This is a genomic window from Salinifilum aidingensis (assembly GCF_054782015.1).
In genome coordinates this window covers 389,879-407,828 of record NZ_BAAGTH010000001.1, presented here as the reverse complement: position 1 = coordinate 407,828, position 17,950 = coordinate 389,879, and the positions used below count along the sequence as shown (strand labels likewise).

At 72.3% G+C, this 17,950-nt stretch carries 19 protein-coding genes and 1 tRNA gene; 9 read left to right on the top strand and 11 right to left on the bottom strand.

Translation table 11 applies throughout. The features are described 5' to 3' along the window. Positions 1 to 5: 5 nt before the first annotated feature. The 3 genes from ACYVJE_RS01900 (at position 6) to ACYVJE_RS01890 (ending at position 2,008) form a co-directional block, all read left to right on the top strand. Complete coding sequence (locus tag ACYVJE_RS01900; RefSeq protein WP_461142976.1) at positions 6 to 674, top strand: GNAT family N-acetyltransferase; 669 nt, start codon at positions 6 to 8, stop codon at positions 672 to 674. 328 nt (positions 675 to 1,002) lie between these two features. After that, positions 1,003 to 1,863 (top strand): divisome protein SepX/GlpR, encoded by an 861-nt coding sequence (gene sepX, locus ACYVJE_RS01895; RefSeq protein WP_461142975.1) that lies wholly within the window; start codon positions 1,003 to 1,005, stop codon positions 1,861 to 1,863. A gap of 72 nt (positions 1,864 to 1,935) precedes the next feature. Continuing rightward, positions 1,936 to 2,008, top strand: a tRNA-Ala gene (locus ACYVJE_RS01890). 140 nt (positions 2,009 to 2,148) lie between these two features. On the opposite strand, the gene ACYVJE_RS01885 is transcribed toward ACYVJE_RS01890, so the two are convergent. From ACYVJE_RS01885 to ACYVJE_RS01865, 5 genes are all read right to left on the bottom strand, one after another. Then, positions 2,149 to 2,652, bottom strand: a complete 504-nt coding sequence (locus tag ACYVJE_RS01885; protein WP_461142974.1) for a hypothetical protein — start codon at positions 2,650 to 2,652, stop codon at positions 2,149 to 2,151. 1,033 nt (positions 2,653 to 3,685) lie between these two features. Beyond that, complete coding sequence (locus ACYVJE_RS01880; RefSeq protein WP_461142973.1) at positions 3,686 to 4,546, bottom strand: hypothetical protein; 861 nt, start codon at positions 4,544 to 4,546, stop codon at positions 3,686 to 3,688. Between the two features lie 241 nt (positions 4,547 to 4,787). Then, the gene (locus ACYVJE_RS01875) at positions 4,788 to 5,162 is read right to left on the bottom strand and encodes a DoxX family protein (RefSeq protein WP_461142972.1); all 375 of its coding nucleotides are present in this window, start codon (positions 5,160 to 5,162) and stop codon (positions 4,788 to 4,790) included. Between the two features lie 332 nt (positions 5,163 to 5,494). Beyond that, on the bottom strand, positions 5,495 to 6,127 hold the full coding sequence (locus tag ACYVJE_RS01870; RefSeq protein ID WP_461142971.1) for a response regulator: 633 nt from the start codon (positions 6,125 to 6,127) through the stop codon (positions 5,495 to 5,497). Beyond that, positions 6,124 to 7,323 carry a sensor histidine kinase gene (locus tag ACYVJE_RS01865; RefSeq protein WP_461142970.1) on the bottom strand — a complete coding sequence of 400 codons (1,200 nt, stop codon included), beginning with the start codon at positions 7,321 to 7,323 and terminating at the stop codon, positions 6,124 to 6,126. The genes ACYVJE_RS01870 and ACYVJE_RS01865 overlap by 4 nt, the downstream gene beginning before the upstream one ends. 167 nt (positions 7,324 to 7,490) lie before the next feature. Here ACYVJE_RS01865 and ACYVJE_RS01860 point away from each other — a divergent pair, with 167 nt between their 5' ends. Together ACYVJE_RS01860 and ACYVJE_RS01855 are read left to right on the top strand one after the other, a co-directional pair. Beyond that, a complete protein-coding gene (locus ACYVJE_RS01860; RefSeq protein WP_461142969.1) occupies positions 7,491 to 8,567 on the top strand; it encodes an ABC transporter permease in 1,077 nt (358 codons plus the stop codon). Positions 8,568 to 8,613: 46 nt separating this feature from the next. Further along, entirely contained in the window at positions 8,614 to 9,318 is a 705-nt protein-coding gene (locus ACYVJE_RS01855; protein WP_461142968.1) for an ABC transporter ATP-binding protein, read from the top strand. A gap of 52 nt (positions 9,319 to 9,370) precedes the next feature. Here ACYVJE_RS01855 and ACYVJE_RS01850 read toward each other — a convergent pair whose 3' ends face one another. Next, on the bottom strand, positions 9,371 to 10,492 hold the full coding sequence (locus tag ACYVJE_RS01850; RefSeq protein WP_461142967.1) for an NADH:flavin oxidoreductase: 1,122 nt from the start codon (positions 10,490 to 10,492) through the stop codon (positions 9,371 to 9,373). A gap of 257 nt (positions 10,493 to 10,749) precedes the next feature. Here ACYVJE_RS01850 and ACYVJE_RS01845 point away from each other — a divergent pair, with 257 nt between their 5' ends. Continuing rightward, entirely contained in the window at positions 10,750 to 11,196 is a 447-nt protein-coding gene (locus tag ACYVJE_RS01845) for an RrF2 family transcriptional regulator (protein WP_461142966.1), read from the top strand. 207 nt (positions 11,197 to 11,403) lie between these two features. Continuing rightward, positions 11,404 to 12,234 (top strand): oxygenase MpaB family protein, encoded by an 831-nt coding sequence (locus ACYVJE_RS01840; RefSeq protein WP_461142965.1) that lies wholly within the window; start codon positions 11,404 to 11,406, stop codon positions 12,232 to 12,234. A gap of 230 nt (positions 12,235 to 12,464) precedes the next feature. Here ACYVJE_RS01840 and ACYVJE_RS01835 read toward each other — a convergent pair whose 3' ends face one another. Further along, on the bottom strand, positions 12,465 to 13,685 hold the full coding sequence (locus tag ACYVJE_RS01835; protein ID WP_461142964.1) for a cation:proton antiporter: 1,221 nt from the start codon (positions 13,683 to 13,685) through the stop codon (positions 12,465 to 12,467). Between the two features lie 307 nt (positions 13,686 to 13,992). Beyond that, complete coding sequence (locus tag ACYVJE_RS01830) at positions 13,993 to 14,574, bottom strand: TetR/AcrR family transcriptional regulator (protein WP_461142963.1); 582 nt, start codon at positions 14,572 to 14,574, stop codon at positions 13,993 to 13,995. Positions 14,575 to 14,652: 78 nt separating this feature from the next. Here ACYVJE_RS01830 and ACYVJE_RS01825 point away from each other — a divergent pair, with 78 nt between their 5' ends. Both ACYVJE_RS01825 and ACYVJE_RS01820 read left to right on the top strand, forming a co-directional pair. Next, positions 14,653 to 15,831 carry a cytochrome P450 gene (locus ACYVJE_RS01825; protein WP_461142962.1) on the top strand — a complete coding sequence of 393 codons (1,179 nt, stop codon included), beginning with the start codon at positions 14,653 to 14,655 and terminating at the stop codon, positions 15,829 to 15,831. A gap of 376 nt (positions 15,832 to 16,207) precedes the next feature. Next, the gene (locus tag ACYVJE_RS01820) at positions 16,208 to 16,393 is read left to right on the top strand and encodes a hypothetical protein (protein WP_461142961.1); all 186 of its coding nucleotides are present in this window, start codon (positions 16,208 to 16,210) and stop codon (positions 16,391 to 16,393) included. Between the two features lie 119 nt (positions 16,394 to 16,512). Here ACYVJE_RS01820 and ACYVJE_RS01815 read toward each other — a convergent pair whose 3' ends face one another. From ACYVJE_RS01815 to ACYVJE_RS01805, 3 genes are all read right to left on the bottom strand, one after another. After that, the gene (locus ACYVJE_RS01815; RefSeq protein WP_461142960.1) at positions 16,513 to 16,713 is read right to left on the bottom strand and encodes a DUF397 domain-containing protein; all 201 of its coding nucleotides are present in this window, start codon (positions 16,711 to 16,713) and stop codon (positions 16,513 to 16,515) included. A 179-nt stretch (positions 16,714 to 16,892) separates the two neighbouring features. Beyond that, the gene (locus tag ACYVJE_RS01810; protein ID WP_461142959.1) at positions 16,893 to 17,093 is read right to left on the bottom strand and encodes a DUF397 domain-containing protein; all 201 of its coding nucleotides are present in this window, start codon (positions 17,091 to 17,093) and stop codon (positions 16,893 to 16,895) included. Beyond that, a complete protein-coding gene (locus tag ACYVJE_RS01805; RefSeq protein WP_461142958.1) occupies positions 17,090 to 17,932 on the bottom strand; it encodes a helix-turn-helix domain-containing protein in 843 nt (280 codons plus the stop codon). Before ACYVJE_RS01805 ends, ACYVJE_RS01810 begins: the two co-directional genes overlap by 4 nt. Between the last annotated feature and the right edge of the window lie 18 nt (positions 17,933 to 17,950).

Below are 17,950 nucleotides of genomic sequence, written 5' to 3'. Positions count from 1 at the left end.
AGCCGATGCGTCCCCCCGCCACGCCCGAGCCCTTCCCGGGTCGGCACCCCGGATGGCCCGCCCGGCTCGGCCCGCTGGGCACGCCCGGCGGCGTGGTGCGGCTGCGCCCGCCGCAGCTGCGCGACGCGCGGGCCTGGAGCCGCGCGCGGGTGCGCGACCGGACCTACCTGCAGCGCTGGGAACCGACCTCCGTCGGCAACTGGCAGGAGCGGCACGCAGCGCTGGCCTGGCCGGGGCAGTGGGCCGTGCTGCGCGGCACCGCGCGGCGCGGCGAGGGGCTGCCGCTCGTCATCGCCGTCGACGGGGAGTTCGCCGGGCAGCTGACCGTGGGCAACATCATCCGCGGTGCGCTGCGCTCCGCCTGGATCGGCTACTGGGTCACCGAGCGGCTCGCCGGGGGCGGCATCGCGACCTGCGCGCTCGGCATGGCCGTGGACCACTGCTTCGGGCCGGTGGGGCTGCACCGCCTGGAGGCCACCGTGCGCCCGGAGAACGGGGCGAGCATCCGGGTGCTGGAGAAGGTCGGGTTCCGCCGCGAGGGGCTGTTCGAGCGCTACCTCGACGTGGCGGGCCAGTGGCGGGACCACTTCGTGTACGCGCTGACCGCGGAGGAGACCGGGGCGGGCGCGGTCGCCGCGCTGCTGGCCGCGGGGCGGGCGCACCGCCCGGGCTAGGGAGTCCGCGGATGGGCTGGCGTCGCGGGTCGGGTGGGGACCTCCGGCGGTACCTCGCTGCGGGATCCCCGACATCGGGTAGCCACCTCCGCCGCGACCCCGCCGCGATCGGTCTCCCCGGCGGTTTCCCCGGCGGGGAGGACGCGTGCGACACGCGGGTCCGCGCGCGCAGCGGAGCGTCCGGGGTGGACTACGTTCAGCGCAGGGCCGGTTGCCGTGTTCCACCGAGCGCATCGAATCGGCGTGGCTCGCACACAGGAGTGGCGGATGTGGCTAGTGTGACGAGTGGAGGCATGTGCGGCCGGCGACCAGGGGGAGGTGGCGAGGCGTGCTCAGTTCGTTGATCTTCGCCGCACTGGCGGTGGCGTGGTTGGTCGTGCTGGTGCCGATGTTCGCTCGCCGTCGACAGGAAGTGTCCAAAACCACCGACAGCGCGCTGGCAGCACGCGTGGTACGCCGCGGGAGCGGTGCGCGGCCCGCGTCCACGACGCGAGGAGGGGCCACCGCGCAAGCGCCACCCGACTACGTGGAGGAGGCCGACGGGATGCCGGGCAGCGACAGCGACGAGCTCGCCGACGAGCGCGTCGAGTACGACGACGAGGTCGTCGAGTTCGATCGGGACCGCGACCCCGACCGGGACCACGACGACGAAGCGGAGACGCGGCGCGTGCACAGCGAGGACGCGCGCGCCGGGCGGCGCTACCGGCCGGGCCGCGGCGGCTTCGACCCGGAGGCGGCCGCCCTCGCCGCGCGGGCCAAGTACGCGCGGCGACAGCGGATGGTGCTGGTCCTGCTGGCAGCGGCGCTGGTCACCGCCCTGCTCGCCGGCTTCGCCTGGACGCCGCTGTGGTGGGTGCACGGCCTGGTGGACCTGTCGGTCATCGGCTACCTGACCTACCTGCGCCGGCAGGTGCGCATCGAGGAGGACGTGCGCAACCGCCGCCTGGCGCGGATGAGCGGTGGCCGGCACCCCGGCGAGGACGAGGCCGAGCACGAGGAGTACGGCGACTACGACGAGGACTGGAGCGAGGAGGACGTCCCGGAGCAGCGGCGCTCGGGGGGGCGGACCGGCACCGTGGCGAACCTGTCGCACGCGGAGCCGGTGGAGCTCGACGACGAGGACCCGCTGTTCGACGAGCTGGACGAACGCACCTGGGAGCCGCCGTACCGGCGCGCCGCGGGGGAGTAGTCGACCTCACAGGAGGGGGTGCTCCGAGCGCGCCGGGCGCGCTTGTTAAGCTTGTCAGTGCACAACCGGAATGGGGCTGTAGCGCAGGAGGTAGCGCGTCTCGCTCGCATCGAGAAGGTCAGGGGTTCGACTCCCCTCAGCTCCACCCCGAAGAGCCACCCGCCGAGCGGGTGGCTCTTCTGCTGTTTCGGGCGAACCCGGAGAGCCGTCCGGGGAGCGGGATGCGGAGGTCCGGCCCTCCGCTGCGGAGGAGGCTGCGTGCGCGCAGCAACGCCCCGCGAGTCGTCACTCCGGCTGAGCGGGTGGGCCGTCCCCGCTGAGCTCTGAGCTGATGTGCGGGACCTCCTCGCCGAAGGCGCGCTTGAGCCGCTCCTTCGTCTCATGGAGCAGGAGGGTTCTGAGCGGGTCCGCGCAGCGCCGGAGCACTTCCGGGTGCCGGGGCGGTGACTTGCACGTCAGAAGCGCCAGCACGCGCAAAGCCGGCAGCAGCGCCTTGGCCTCGCTGACCGCGGTCAGCCCGAGTGCGTCCGTCAGCCGCTTCCAGAGTTGCCGCACGGCGGCGGTGATGACCTTCTTGTCGACCTCGGGAAGCTTGTGTGCGCGGCGCGACTTGGTGATCTTCTCCGCCGCAGCCTCCGGCACCGAGTCGAGCAGGCGGTTCGACTCCTCGATCACGACCACCAGTTGGACGAGCATTTCGCACCAGAAGTGGTCCGCCATGGCTCTGCGCGTCTCGGGGCGCAGCGGTCCGGCGGTCCTCTCGACCTCGTCGAGAACCTGCCCGAGCATGTGACCCACCGCCTCGGCCTGCTGGAGGTCCGAGGTGGCGGTGGCGAGTGTGCGGTCGGTGCTCGCAGGGTCGGACTCGGGCCCTTCGCGGAGTTCGGTAGAGCGGTTCGCCGCTTCCGCCGGGGGCGCGAGTCTGGTTCACGGGATTCCTCAGGATCGCGGGGGTCTCGTGCTTCGGCGTACTGGGGCCCCTCCTGCAGACGTGTTTCGGAGGTGCGCGGGCGCGCTCTCCGCCTCCTCCGCTCGAGGAATTGCTTGATCAGGCCGACGCGAGCTGAATCAACGGCCGCCCTCTGGTGATCGAGAGTGGGCTTCGGGTGCTTGCGCTTCTGCGGAGCTTGCTTGGCGTCCTGCTTGGTGCACTCCTGGCTCCAGCGCAGCTCCACATCCCGCTCGAGCTCGTGCAGGTCTTCGGGTCTTTCGCCGTTGGCCAGTTCGAAGGCTTCCACCCAGCCGTGCTTCGCGCCCGCGCAGTGGCCGCACTGGCACGTTTCCCCGATGGCTTTCGCGCAGTTCTTCGGGTGCTTGCGCCGCTGTGCCAATTCCTCTCCCCGCGAGGTTCGACGGTGGCCTCACCGGATGTTTCCGCTCGCGGAAGGTGCGGTCGTACCGCTGCTTCGGCGAAACTCGGAACGTGACAGCTGCGGGGTGTTTCCTCCGTCGGCCGCATCCGTTCGAGCCGTACGTTGCGCGCGAGGATGCGTGCCCGAGCACGGGGAGTGTTGGCAGCTGCGCCGATCGCGGAACGCCGCAGGCCTCCGCGATCAGCGGGATCGGCCAGTCGGCGGTCTGGCTTCTCGTCATCTCGTTGCGCGGCAACGGAAACCGCGGTTCGCCGCTTTCGCCGCCGCGCCGGTCCAGCCCGGAGGGCAGCAGCGTCGTCACGATTGAGCCGACCGGACTCCTCCCCCCGGGGAATCCGCTTCGGACGCGTTGTGGTGGGCTCTGGCGATCCGCGAGCGCTGGGACGCGATCTCGTCCGCGAGGAGACGGCCTCCGAGCAACCGGGGAGGCTCGGGGCGGCCAGGCGGAACTACCGGTCGGCCCGGTGGCGTGCCGCTTCGTCGAGCAGGTCGGCCACGGTTCGGCGGGCGGGGGTCGGGGTGCTCGACGCCGTGCCGTCGCGGAAGCGGCGCAGCATCTCCGTCCGCACCCGCGCGGCCTCACCTCGGACGACTCGTTGCAGGAGCCGGTCCTTCTCGGCAACCGGCAGGTGGGGCACCTGCTCGGCGAGCTCCTCGGGGGCCTCGGCGACCTCATCGAGCGGCGGACTCGTCCGGGCGGCGATCGCGAGCAGGTCGTCGTCGAGGCGGAGGAACTCGGCCAGTGCCCGCTGTGCTGCGGTGAGACCGCCCAGCCCCGGCGGCACGGGTGGCTCGGGATCCTCGTCGGCATCGCGGTCGAAGAGCTCCTCGTCCCGCTCCCAGGCACCGTAGGCCGCCAACCAGGCGAGGTAGAGCGGCCGGAGATCACCGCGGGCGAGCTCGGCGCGAACTCCGACGATCGCCGGGAGCAACGCCCCGGCTTCCTCGTCGAAGTCGAACTCGCCCAGGTGGTCCTCGCTGGTGAAATCGAGCACGATGAACTCGTCCGCGACCCGGGCGATCGAGTGGTCGTCGACGCAGTAATCCCCGACGACATCGGGATCGAGCAGCTCGCACGGCAGGCGGAACATCACCCGGTGCGTCCCCCGGTCGGCCACGTGCAGGTGCGCGTCGTAGTACCGCTCCATCAGCAGGTTCGGATCGCCCTTGAAGTCGCCGAAGTGGTATTCGTTGACGAAACTGGTGGCGGTGATCCTCGCCCGGGTGGACAGCGACCGGACTTCGTCCTGCTCGTCCTCGTCCAGCGGTCGGTCGATCGCCAGGAACTCGTAGTACTGGTACTCGCTCACTGCCCGTCCAGTTCATCGGCGCTGGCCAACTGTTCTCCCGGGAACTCGGGTCGTCTCCCGCGGGGAAGGGCGAGCTCCGCGCGCCAGAGTAGCCGATCTCCCGGAAGAGCGGCGTCGTCAGGCCTCGTCGACCTGGACGTCGAACTCGACGTCGCTGCCGTCGACCGAGGTGACCGTGGCGGTGACGCCGAGCGCGTCACCACCGTTGGTGAGCTCGCACCGGATCGACTTCCCCTCCGGCTCAGGGCGAGAGCAGGTCCAACGCCAGCGCGGCTGCGGCCAGCGGGAGGAAGAAGCCGGCAGCGAGGAAGAAGGACGAGGAGTAGTCGCTCACCCGCACGTGCGTGTAGGTCGCGCAGACGAAGAACAGGACGAGGCCGATCGCGGCCGCCGCGCCGACGAGCGGCACGCCGAGCAGGCCCAGCAGCAGCCCCACCCCGCCGGCGGTCTTGAGGGTTCCGATCGGGAAGACCAGCCACGATTCCGGGACGCCGGCCTTGTCCATCGCGGGGACGAGACGTTGCATGACCGGTTCGCTGCGAGTCATGGAGGCGATGCCGGAGAAGGTGTTGGCGGCGATGGCCAGGACGGTGACGGCGACGTAGGCGGTGAACACGAGGAGCTCCGGTGGTTGCGCGGGTCAGCTGGCAGGTGGTGCCTCGCGGAGTTCCGGGGCGCGGTCGGCTCGTGCTGGCGAAGAGCCCTCGGCCGGGCCGTCGGCGCCGAGCGCGGCCGGGCGCACCACGACCGCGGGTGCGGTGCGCTGTCCACGACGAGCTCCTGCCCGGATCTGCCCGCCCTCCGAGTTCCGCGATGGGCTCAGTCCGGGGACGAGACGGCCGAGCGGTCTGTGACACGGGGGAGGGGCGGCGGCGAGACGGCGCTGCCACCGGCCGCCGAGGGGCTGGCCACCGGGATCAGCACACCGCTGATCCCCTGGAACGCGCCTCAGTCGCGGATGAGGCCGCGCGCCCGCGCGGTGGCGAGCGCGGCGGTGCGGGACTCCACGCCGAGCTTGCCGTAGATGTGGACGAGGTGGGTCTTCACCGTCGCCTGGCTGAGGTAGAGGCGACGGCTGATCTCGGCGTTGGACAGGCCTTCCGCGAGGAGCTGGAGCACGTCGAGCTCGCGGCGGGACAGCGAGGTGTCCGGCTGGCGCATGCGGTGCACGAGGCGGTCGGCGACGGTGGGCGCCAGCGCCGAGCGGCCCGCCGCCGCGGCGCGGACGGCCGCGGCGAGCTCCTCGGGCGGGGCGTCCTTGAGGAGGTAGCCGGTGGCGCCGGCCTCGATCGCGGCGAGGACGTCCGCGTCGGTGTCGTAGGTGGTGAGCACGAGCACGCGGGGAGCTTCGGCCAGGGCGACGATGGCCGCGGTGGCGTCGGCCCCGTGCATCCCGGTGCCGAACTGCAGGTCCATGAGCACGACGTCGACGATCCCCCGGCCGGCGAGTTCCGCGGCGCGTTCGGCGGTGTCCGCCTCGGCGGCGACGAGGAAGTCGGACTCGGCTTCCAGCACGGCGCGCAGCCCGGCCCGGACGACGGGGTGGTCGTCGGCGATCAGCAGGCGGATCGAGGTGTTCACGGCGACTCCGCGGTGCTCTGCTGCAGGGGGAAGCTCGCGGCGAGGACGGTTCCGCGGCCCGGTTCGGACTCGACCGCGAGCGTTCCGCCCAGCGAGGCGGCGCGCGCCCGCATGGCCGCGAGGCCGAACCCGGACTCCTCGGCGTCCGCACCGGCGGGTCCGGGGGTGAAACCGGTCCCGTCGTCGAGGACGTCGAGGGTGACGTCGTCGTCCATGTAGGACAGCGTCACTTCGGCGCGGGTGGCCTGCGCGTGCGCGGCGGTGTTGGCCAGGGCGGACTGCGCAATCCGCAGCAGCGCCACTTCCACGGGGCGCGCCACCTCGGCGGGAGCGCCGCTGAGGTGGAAGTGCACGGCCAGGCCGGCCCGCTCGCCGGTCGTGCTGCACAGGCGGCGCAGCGCCGCCGGCAGCGAGCCCTCGTCGAGGTCCGGCGGGGTCAGGTCGCGGACGAAGCGCCGGGCTTCGGCGAGGTTGTCCTGCGCGGTCTGCCGGGCCTGCTGGACGTGCCCGGTGGCGGTGCCGGCGTCGGTGGGCAGGGCGCGTTCGGCGGCGCGCAGCAGCAGCTGGATGCTGGACAGCCCCTGGGCGAGGGTGTCGTGGATCTCGCGGGCGAGCCGTTCCCGCTCGGCGAGGACGCCCGCGGTGCGTTCGGCCTCCGCGAGATCGCTGCGGGCGGTGTCCAGCTCGTCGAGCAGCCGCCGCCGGTGCTCGCTCTCGGCGTGCAGCGCCTGGTAGGCCAGCACGGTGACCACCGCCACGGCGGCGCCGATGACCGGGCCGATCGCCGCCGCGGGAGTGAACCCGCCGGTGTGCCAGGCGAATCCGGCGATCGCCGCGAGGGTGGTCGCGGCGACGGCGCCCACCCCGGCCCGCAGCGGCAGCAGGTGCAGCTGCAGGAAGAACAGGGGGAACGCGATCCACACGCCGTCCTGCGACAGCACCAGCAGCGCGCTCCACGCCGCGCCCAGCACGGCCAGCCACGCCGCGGCGGCCCGGTGCGATCGGCCGATGCGCGGCAGCGCCGGCCCGGCCGCGTAGACGGCGCCCATGCCGACCGCCGCGGAGCTGGTGACCCAGGCGTGGGCCGCGCCGGTGAGCGCGCCGCGCAGCGCGACGAGCACGAGCAGGGCGGCCATGAGCAGGTGCAGGCACGCGCGCACCACCCGCAGCGGCCGCGTCAACCTTTCCGGGTGCACAACCCCACCACCGTACCGCTGGCGCAGCCGCTCGCATCGATCGAAAGGTCGAGTTCCGCGACCACCTCGTGACGTGCGCGAACACATCCCGGGTGCGATGGCGCAGCCCCTCCGCGCTGTGAGGCTGGTCGTCGTCAACGCCACCGCGTGGAAGCTGGAGGAGAACCGTGTTCGTGGCATGGAGGGACCTGCGTTTCGCCAAGGGGCGATTCGCGCTCATGGGCACCGTCGTGGTGCTGATGACGCTGCTGGTCGGATTGCTCTCGGGGCTGACCGCCGGCCTGGGCCGCGACAGCACGTCGGCCATCACCGGCCTGCCGGCCGACCACCTCGCCTTCGCCGAGCCCGCATCCGGGCAGACGCCGTCGTTCACCGAATCGAGCGTCGAGGAGCCGGTGTGGCAGCAGTGGGCGGGGACGCCCGGCGTGGAGAACGCGGATCCGCTGGGCATCAGCCGGGGCAAGGCCACGGTCGGCCAGCGCACCGCCTCGGCCTCGGTGTTCGGCACCGCCCCGGGGGCCTCGCTGGCGCCGCGGGCCGAGCGGATCGCGCCGGGAGCGGCCGTGCTGTCCACCGGCGCGGCCGAGGAGTTGGACGCGCACCGGGGGGAGGCGGTCACGCTCAACGGGCGGGAGCTGCGGGTGGCCGCCGTCTCCGGGGACGCCTCCTACAGCCACACGCCGGTGATCTGGACCAGCCTCGCCGACTGGCAGGACATGTCCCCCGGGCGGAGCGGCGAGCACGCCACCGTGGTCGCGCTGAGCACCAGCGGTGACGTGCCGCTGGGCGAGGTGGACGAGCAGCTGGGCACCCGGACGGTGTCGCGGTCGGGGTCCCTGTCGGCGATCAGCTCCTACAGCTCGGAGAACGCCTCCCTGCAGATGATGCGCGGGTTCCTGTTCGCCATCGCCGCCCTGGTGGTGGGTGCGTTCTTCACGGTCTGGACGATCCAGCGCAGCCGCGACATCGCCGTGCTCAAGGCCCTCGGGGCGAGGACCGGTTACCTCCTCCGGGACGCGCTGGGGCAGGCGCTGGTGCTGCTCGTGGGCGGTACCGCCGCGGGCACCGCGCTCGCCGCCGGGATCGGCGCGCTGGCCGCCGGCACCGTGCCGTTCGTGCTCGACGCGAGCACCCTGCTCGTCCCCGCGGCGGTGATGGTCGTCCTCGGCCTCGTCGGCGCGGCGCTGTCCGTCCGCCGCATCACCGCCGTCGACCCGCTCGCCGCGCTCGGCGCCTCCCGCTGAGCGCGTTCCGCCGAGATCCGCTCCGCGTCGCAAGGAGATCGCAACGATGAGTCTGCAGCTGTCCGACATCACCCTGACCTACCCCGACGGTGACGGCCGGGTCACCGCGCTCGACCAGGTCGACCTCGACGTCCCCGCCGGCAGCATCACCGGTGTGCTCGGCCCGTCCGGATCCGGCAAGTCGAGCCTGCTGGCCGTGGCCGCCACCCTGATCACCCCGGACTCCGGGGACGTGGTCATCGACGGCACCACCGCGAGCGGGTTGGGCATGGCCGAGCGGGCGAGCCTGCGCCGCGCGCGGATCGGCGTGGTGTTCCAGCAGCCCAACCTGCTGGACTCGCTGACCGCCCTCGAGCAGCTCCAGGTCATGGCGCACCTGGCCGGCCGCCACCCGCGCACCGCGCGGCGGCGCTGCCTCGAGCTGCTCGACGCGGTGGGGCTGGCCGAGCACGCGCACCGGCGCCCGCACCAGCTCTCCGGCGGGCAGCGCCAGCGCGTCAACATCGCCCGCGCCCTGGTCAACGACCCCGCCGTGCTGCTGGTCGACGAACCCACCAGCGCGCTCGACCACGAGCGCGGTGCGGCCATCATCGAGCTGCTGGTCGGCCTGACGCACCAGACGGCCGCGGCCACGGTTCTGGTCACGCACGACAGGAGCCACCTCGCCGGCACGGACGCCCTCGTCGAGGTCGTCGACGGCCGCGTCCCCGAACCCGCTGCGGCCACCCGCGACGGTGCGCGCACCTGGTGACGGGCGATGCTCACCGCGGGATTCGTCTTCCTCCTCGTCCGGCGCGGACGGCTCAGCGCAGCGTGGTCAGCGCCTCGCGGGTGAACGGGACGAGTTCGCCCTCGCGGCCGTCGAGGACCTTGCGGCTCCACTCGGGGTCGGCCAGCAGCGCGCGGCCGACGGCGACGAGGTCGAACTCCTCGCGCTCCAGCCGCTCGGCCAGGCCTTCGACGCTGGCCACGTCGGTGCCCGCACCGCTGGCGAGGCTGGCCGGGTCGAACACCGCGTCCAACCCGACCGAGCCGACGGTGATGACCGGTTTGCCGGTGAGCTTGCGGGTCCAGCCGCCGATGTTCAGGTCCGCACCGGTGTCGGGGAACTCGGGTTCCCAGTAGCGGCGCCCGGAGGCGTGGAAGGCGTCCACCCCGGCCTCGCTCAGCGGGGCGAGCACCGCCTGCAGCTCCTCCGGGGTCTCGGCGAGCTTGGCGCCGTAGTTGTCGGCCTTCCACTGCGAGAAGCGCAGCACCACGGGGAAGTCGCGCGAGACCTGCTCGCGCACGGCCGCGACGATGTCCGCGGCGAACTTGGTGCGCTCGACGGGGGAGCCGCCGTAGGCGTCGGTGCGCCGGTTGGTGCGCTCCCACAGGAACTGGTCGATCAGGTAGCCGTGCGCCCCGTGCAGCTCGACGCCGTCGAAGCCGGTGCGCTCGGCCTGCTGCGCGGCCTCGGCGAAGGCGCCGATGATGCGTTCGACGTCGGCCAGCGCGAGGTCCTGCCCGGCCCGCGGGGTGCCGTCCAGCGCGACGCCGGAGGGGCCGACCGGGGGTGCTTCGGGGAACGGCGGCTCACCGGCCCGGCGCTGGATGCCGACGTGCCAGAGCTGCGGCATGATCTTCCCGCCCCGCGCGTGCACGGCGGAGACCACGTCGCCCCAGCCGGCCAGCGGCTCCTCGCCGTGGAAGCGCGGCACGCCCGCCCGGTCCCCGGCGGAGGGGTCGTCGACGTAGGTGCCCTCGGTGATGATCAGGCCGGTGCCGGCGGCGGCGCGCCGGGCGTAGTAGGCGGCGACGTTCTCGTCGGGAACGCCGCCGGGGGACTGGTCGCGGGTCATCGGTGCCATGACCAGCCGGTTCGGCAGCTCCATCGACCCGAGGGAGAACGGGCGGGAGAGTGCCTGCGCGGTGCGAGCGGACATGCGGGCGTCCTCCTGGTGCACGCGGAAAAATGTTCGTAACAAAGATACACTTTAGGGTGCCGGTGGATCGGCCGGCGCAGCGGGAGGACCGAGCGGGGCGGGAAGCTGCTGCGCCGCTCGCCTGGCGAGCCGGTGCGCCCGAGCGCGCGACCGGTGATCCGCGCGGCCAGTTGCCCGGAGGGCGTCACCGCGCCCGTTGCTAACCTGGGCCCGGGCAGTGCTGCCGGGCGCGGCCGACGGAGGGAGGTGTTGCCGGCGTGCTGGACATCCGCTTCTCCAGCGCCCTGATGGCGATGCTGATCCTCGCGGTCGCGGAGGAGGAGGGCTCCCCGACCCTGAGCTCCGCCCAGCTCGCCGAGAGGTTGGGCACCAACGCGAGCCTCGTGCGCAAGCTGATCCTCCCGCTCGGGCAGGCCGGACTCGTCGTCTGCGCGAAGGGGCGCGCGGGCGGGGCCCGGCTGGCGCGGCCCGCCGGGGAGATCACCCTCGCCGAGATCTACCGCTGCTCGATGGGCGACAAGCCGCTGTGGCACTGCCGCTCCGGCAACGAGCGCGAGTGCCACGTCGCCGCGAACGTGCAGGCCTACTTCGCCGAGCTGACCGCGGAGGCCGAGCGGGCCGTGCTCGCCGCGCTCGGCGACCGCACGCTCGCCGACGGCGTGCGCGAGCTCCAGCGCCGCGACCGGGAGCCGGCGCAGGGCTGATCCGCGGCCCCGCCCTTGGTCCGGTAGGGCGTCGCGGGCGGGGCGAGCGCCGGAGCGCCACGAGCGGAACCGCGCCGCTCCCGTTCGGGCTCGTCCGCGCGGCTGCGTCGGAACATCTGACGGGCTCGCCCGCCCGCGCTCGATGCGCGCCCGCGCCGCGGCCACCTGCTAGCGTCTGTGCGCGGGGTTTTCGCGCGGAGGGGTGCCATGGGTGCGTCGACGAGACGGCAGACGGGCCGGTTCGAGGATCTCGTCACCGGTGCCGGCCTCATGGCGGGCGCTGCCAACGTCATCATGCAGCTCGGGCTCCCCGGCGTCGGCCACGGCGTCCTGGAGAGCACGGTGGACAGCGGAAACCTGTTCCACCGCCCGTGGAAGCGCGCCCGCACCACGTTCACCTACCTCGCCGTGTCCACCATGGGCAGTGACCGGGAGAGGGAGGCCTACCGCCGGGCGGTCGACCAGCAGCACGCCCACGTCCGCTCGGGCGAGTCCAGCCCGGTGGAGTACAACGCCTTCGACCCCGAGCTGCAGCTGTGGGTGGCCGCGTGCCTGTACAAGGGCTTCGAGGACTCCTACGAGGCCCTGGCCGGTGCGCCGCTCGCCGCGGTCGAGCGGGAAGCCGTCTACGCCGCCTCCGCACCGCTCGGCACGACGCTGCAGGTGCGGCGGCAGATGTGGCCGAGCAGCCGGGAGGAGTTCGAGCAGTACTGGCAGCAGAGCTTGGAGAAGGTCTCCATCGATCCGCCGGTGCGCGACATGCTGCTGGCCGTCGCCGACCTGGAGTTCCTGCCCGCGGTGCTGCGGATCCCGTTCGCGCGGTTCAACCGCTTCGTCACCACCGGCTTCCTGCCGCCGACCTTCCGCGAGCAGATGGGGCTGCGCTGGGGCGAGCGGGACCAGCGCCGCTTCGACCGCCTCACGCGCGGCGTCGGTGCCGTGGCGCTGCGCCTGCCCGCGCCGGTGCGCCGGTTCCCGCTCAACGCCTTCCTCGCCGACCTGCGGTGGCGGATGCGCAGGGGAAAACCGCTGGTGTGAGCCGCCGCGGCCCGCTGCTGCCGGGGGCGTTGCTGGTGGGCGCGTTGCGGTGGTCCCGCTCCCGGCCGCCGGTGCGGGACGAGCTGGCGGGCGGTGCCGTCCGCCCCGGGCCGCCTGTCCGTCTTGGCGGGAGGACCGCGCACGGGAGGCCGCGCAGCCGGCGCCGGGCGGGGCCGCACCGGGGTGAACGCCCCATTCCGAGCCGCGAGCGCGTTCCGAAGCCCGAATCCTCAGGCGGAGTCGAAGGACGGTGCGGACGGGTGTCCCCGCTCGACCAGCCCGGCCAGCGTCGGGAACAGCAGCACGGTGATCGCGCCTCCGGTGACCATCACCGAGGCGGCGGCCCGGTCGATCAGTCCTGAGGAGACCGCGATCTGGGTGACCGCCACGATGATCGGAAGCCCGGTGGCCGAGTAGAGGCCCAGCGCGAGGCGATCGCGGGTGCTGCCCAGGCCCGAATGGGTTTCCGTCCACTGCTCCCGGAGGAACACCGGTAGTCCGCGGACCGCGGTGATGGCCGCCACGAACCCGATCAGCGCGGGCCACTTGCTCACCACCGCACCCAGGTCGATGGACATGCCGCTGGTGATGAAGAACACCGGGATCAGGAAGCCGAACCCGATGATCTCCACCTTGTGGGTCAGGTTGCGCCCGTACTCGGGATCCATGCCGCCGAGCACGGCGTTGATCAACATGCCGGCGGTGAAGGCGCCCAGGGCGACGTCGAGCTGCAGGACCGCGGTCAGCAGCATCAGGGTGATCAGCACCAGCACGGTGAACCGCAGCGTGGTCTGCATCGTGGTGTCGCTGCCGGCGAGCATGGCCCGGCGTAGCAGCGGGACGCGGATGAACAGCCGGTGCGGCACTCCCACGATGACGACGGAGGCCGCGGCGAAGGCCACGAGGACGAGCGCGGCTCGCCACGTCCCGCGGGTGGACAACAGCAGCGACATCGCGACGATCGGGCCGAGTTCGCCGAGGGCGCCGTGGATCATGGTGGCGCCGCCGAGCGGGGTGGACTGCTTGCCGGAGTCCTTCAGGATGGGCAGCAGGGTTCCCAGGGCCGTGGAGGTGGAGGCGAGTCCGAAGACCGCGGCCGTGTGGACATCGCCCCGGGCGACCAGCATTCCTGCTCCGATGCCCAGCACGAGGCAGAGCAGCCAGGTCAGCGCCGCGGCCCGGCCCTGGCGGCCGCGCATCCGACCGGTGTTGATCTCCAGACCCGCCAGCAGGAACAGCACGCCCATGCCGAGTTCGCGGAGGAACTCGACCGCCTCGGTCTGCTCGGCCAGCCGCAGTCCGAAGGGGCCGATGGCCAGCCCCAGCACGAGGAGCCAGACGACGTCGGGGATCTTGCGCAGCGTGGCCAGCGCGAGCAGCGGCGCGAGGAAGGCGGTGATGACGATCCACCAGGTCGACAGCAGGTTCTCCACGAGCAGGTGTTCGCCCATGGGGGGAGCCTATGCGGGGGTGACGGTGCGGGCTCGCGGAAGAGGGAGCGCCGGGCCGGGTCCCGGTCTGCGGTGTCCGGCGGCGGTTCGGCGTCCGTGCTGTGCCGCCCGCTGCGGTGCGGCGTCGCCGACCGGTGCCGGGCATCGCGTCGGATCGCTGCGCCCGATCGCGTCGCCGCGACGCGCACCGCCGCTCGTGTTCCCGCTCGTCACCCGGGGGCTTAGCGGTGGTCGTCAACGCGCGGGCGGGTTCCACCGTTCTGCGCAGCGGGCGGAGGGAGCGTCGGGCGCCGCCCGCAATGCCGCGTCACCCCTCGGGCGGGCCGGCCAGCAGCGAGTCCACCAGGGCGCGCATGGTCCCGGCCAGCTGCTCCGGCGGCACCGGCTGGCCGGCGTCCAGCCAGGTCAGCGCGGTGTCCACCACGACCGCGGGCAGCAGCGCGGCCACCCAGGCGCGGTGCTCCGGGTCGGGGAAGTGCGCGTGCAGCCGCTCTTCGGTCCGCTCGGTGCCGGCGAAGCCGATGTCCTCGGCGTAGTCGGTGAACTCGGGCTCGCGGCGGGCGTGCCGGTAGAGCAGCCGGAACCCGTCCGGGTTGTCCCTGGCGGCCAGCGCGTACTGGTGGAGGGTGTCCACCGCCGGGTCGTCCGGGTCGCCGACGGCGGTCTGCAGCCGGTTCCTGGCGTCGCGCAGCACCGCGAGGTAGAGGTCCCGCTTGGAGTCGAAGTGGTGGTAGATGACCACCTTGGTGACCCCGGCCTCGGCGGCGACGTCCTCCAGGCTGGTCGCGGTGAACCCGCCGCGGACGAACGCGCTCGCCGCGGTGCGGATCAGCTGCGCGCGCCGTTGTTCCTTGCGCAGCAGCTGCCGGGACTTCCCGCTCTCACCCATGTGGAGCCACCGTACTTGTCGATCCGCGCGAAACTCTATACTCTCAAGTATAAACTCCGCAGTTCAGGAGGACGCGCCATGGATCAGCTGCCGTTCCACCGGGACGACGACGTGCTGGAGGTGCCCGAGCGGTTCCACGAGCTGCAGCGCGAGGCACCGGTCGCGCGGGTGCGCACCCTCACCGGCGACCCCGCCTGGTTGGTCAGCGGCTACGAGCCGCTGCGCGAGCTGTACGGCGAGCAGGCGCTCGGCCGGTCGCACCCGGACCCGGACAACGCGCCCACCACCTCGCCTTCGTCCCTGCAGGGCGGCCCGAAGGGCGGCTTCGACACCCAGCAGGAGGAGCACCGCCGGATGCGCAGGCTGCTGACGCCGGCGTTCTCCGCGAAGCGGATGGAGAAGCTGCGGGCGCGGATCGGTGAGCGGATCGAGGCCGTGCTCGACGACATGCGGACCCCGCCGGTCGACCTGCACGCGGTGCTGTCCGCGCCGCTGCCGGTCATGGTGATCTGCGAGCTGCTCGGCGCGCCGTTCTCCGGCCACGACCGGCTGCGCACCTGGTCGGAGGGGATGGCCGACCTGACCGACGCCGCGGCCTCCGCGGCCGCCCGCGCGGAGTTCGAGGCCTACACCGCCGAGCTGATGGAGGCCAAGCGCCAGCAGCCGGACGAGGACGTCATCTCCGACCTGGTGCACGCCGACGAGGGCACCGCCCTGCCGGTCGAGGAGGTCGCCCGGCTGGCCACCGGTCTGCTGTTCGCCGGGCACGAGACCACCATGACCCGCATCGACCTCGGCACCCTGCTGCTGATCCGCAACCCCGAGCAGCGCGCCAAACTGCTCGCCGACCCGGAACTGCTGAAGGGCACCGTCGAAGAGGTCCTGCGCATGACGGTGACCCCCGGCAAGACCGGCGGCGTCGCCCGCTGGGCCGCGCACGACATCACCGTCGGCGACATCACCATCCGGGCCGGCGAGGCCGTGCTGCTGGCCAACGGGGCCGCCAACCGGGACGCCGACGTCTTCGACGACCCCGACACCTTCGACATCACCCGTTCGCCCAACCCCCACATGGCCTTCGGGCACGGCGCGCACTTCTGCATCGGCGCCAGCCTCGCCAGGATCGAGCTGCAGGAGGTGTTCGGCCGGCTGTTCCAGCGGTTCCCCACCCTGCAGCTGGCCGTCCCCGACGAGGAGCTGCAGGTCAACCGCGACAAGGTCACCGGAGGCCTGGCGGCGCTGCCCGTGACCTGGTGAACCGGGATCCGGGGTCGTTCGGCCGACGAGTCACCAGCGGTACCAGGCGCGGACGCCGAGCTCGCCGGGGTGCACGCAATGGCCCCCGGCGGAGCGCCGAAACCGGCGACCGCGGTGATGGGCCGAGCCCTGCTCGGTGCGGAAGTCCAACGGCTTCCGCACCTCCCGAATCGGCCCACAGGCGCGTGCCTCGTCGATACGGTCGGTGACGACGCGCGATCGTGGGAAGGATCGTCAGTGCTGACCGTGCAGCAAGACCTGGCTGAGGCGCAGTTCCCCTCGGCCGTCCGGCAGGGCGAGGGGGTGCGGTCGTCTTCGGTGGTCAGCTGTCGGCCGCACTGTCCGGTGCTGGTGCGGTTTCCGCGCTCGTGAGCCGGTGCATCTGCTGATGAGCGTCCTCGTGGTGGTGGCAGCGCTGTTGCAGCTGCTCGCAGCAGTGGGCGCAGCGACAACCGTGCGCGGGCAACACCGAATTCCCCGCTCGCGGCTGCACCTGCTGGGCGCACTCAACCTGGGGGCCTTCGTCCTGCTCGTGGCAGCGTTGCTGACCGACGCGGTCTGATTCGGCGAACACGCTGGTCAGCAGGGGTGAACGGTATGAGCACCGTCCACACGGGCACCAGCCCGAAGGCTTGGTGAGCGCGGTTGGGCAGCTCGCGGGGTGCCGTCGTTTTCGGCGGTTCAGCCGGTGAACCGGTCGGTCTTCACGGCGTGCAGGAAGGCGTTCCACTGCTGGCGGGTGGTGGTGAAGTGACCGCGTCTGCGGTCTTTGGTGTCGCGCACCGCCGCGCCGTCAGCGATCCGTCCGACTTCGACGCAGTTCGTCTGCGTGCTGCTGCGAGTCGATGTGCGCCATCCGTGCGGAACGTTCTCTGCGTTCACGATGCTTGCTCCAGAGTCTCGAGTGTGATCAGCCCGTGCTCACCGAGGTAGCACGCGGTACCGGTGAGACTACCGAGCAACTGCTGCGCGTGAATTCCCTGCACAGACGCAAACAGCGCCCCCGAAACGCGGAATTCCGCGTCGAGGGCGCTGGTGCGCTGGGTGCGCGCCGGTGCTGGTCAGCCGGTGAACCGGTCGGTCTTCACCGCGTGCAGGAAGGTGTGCCACTGCTGGCGGGTGGTGGTGAGGTGGCCGGCCTCGCGGTTCTTGGTGTCGCGCACCGCTGCCCCGTCAGCGATCCGGCCGACCTCGACGCACGTGCTCGTGTTGGCGCTCCGACTGGACTTGCGCCAGTTGTGCGGTTCCTGCGGTGACTTCATTGTTGTTGTCTCCACTTCTCGATGACACCGGTGATGAGTTCGGATGTCGCCGCCGGGTTCAGGGCAGAGGCCAGCACCTTGTCAGTGGCGTCACGATAGGCGGTGACGTCTTCCACCTCGTGCAGGAACAACCCTGAGCGGCGGTTTTCGATCTGCACGACGGGGCCGTCCTGTGACTCGATCAACAGGAAAGGCCCTTCGAGCGCGGGGTGCCAACCACTGATGAACGGGACGACCCGCAAGTCCACGTTGTCGAGCTGTGCCAGCTCCAGCGCGTACTCCAGTTGCTCGGCCATCACATCGGCCGAGCCGACCATCTGCCACAGTGCGGCTTCGCCGATCAGCGCCGCGTATTGCGTGGGATTGCGGCGCGTGATCGCGTCACGCCGGCCGACGCGCACCGCGACGCGCGTCTCGAGTTCCTCGTCGGGGACATCAGCGGAGGTCATGATGGCTCGGGCGTAGTCGCTGGTTTGCAGGAGGCCGGGGACCAGGAGCGGTGAGATCTCGGTGATTTTGCTGGCCGTGCGCTCGAGTTCGAGCAACGCGGCCAGCTGCTGGCGCTGGGCGGGCAGGCTGGAAGCAACCCAGTGCGACCCGTCGCTGTCGCGAGCGAGCTCGATCAGCTCTTCGCGCGTTTGGTTGTCGGCACCGAGGGCCGAGAGCACAGTCGCCACGTCGACCGGACGAGGCGCGCGTTCCCCTTTCTCCCACCGACCGACGGTGGTGTGGCTCAACTCGAGTTTGTCGGCGAGCTGCCGCGCGCTGAGTCCGGCGTCTTCACGGGCACGGCGGAGTTCCACGCCGATGGCCCGCGCTTTCGGGGTGGTGCCAGCCATGTGCCACAGCATAACCGT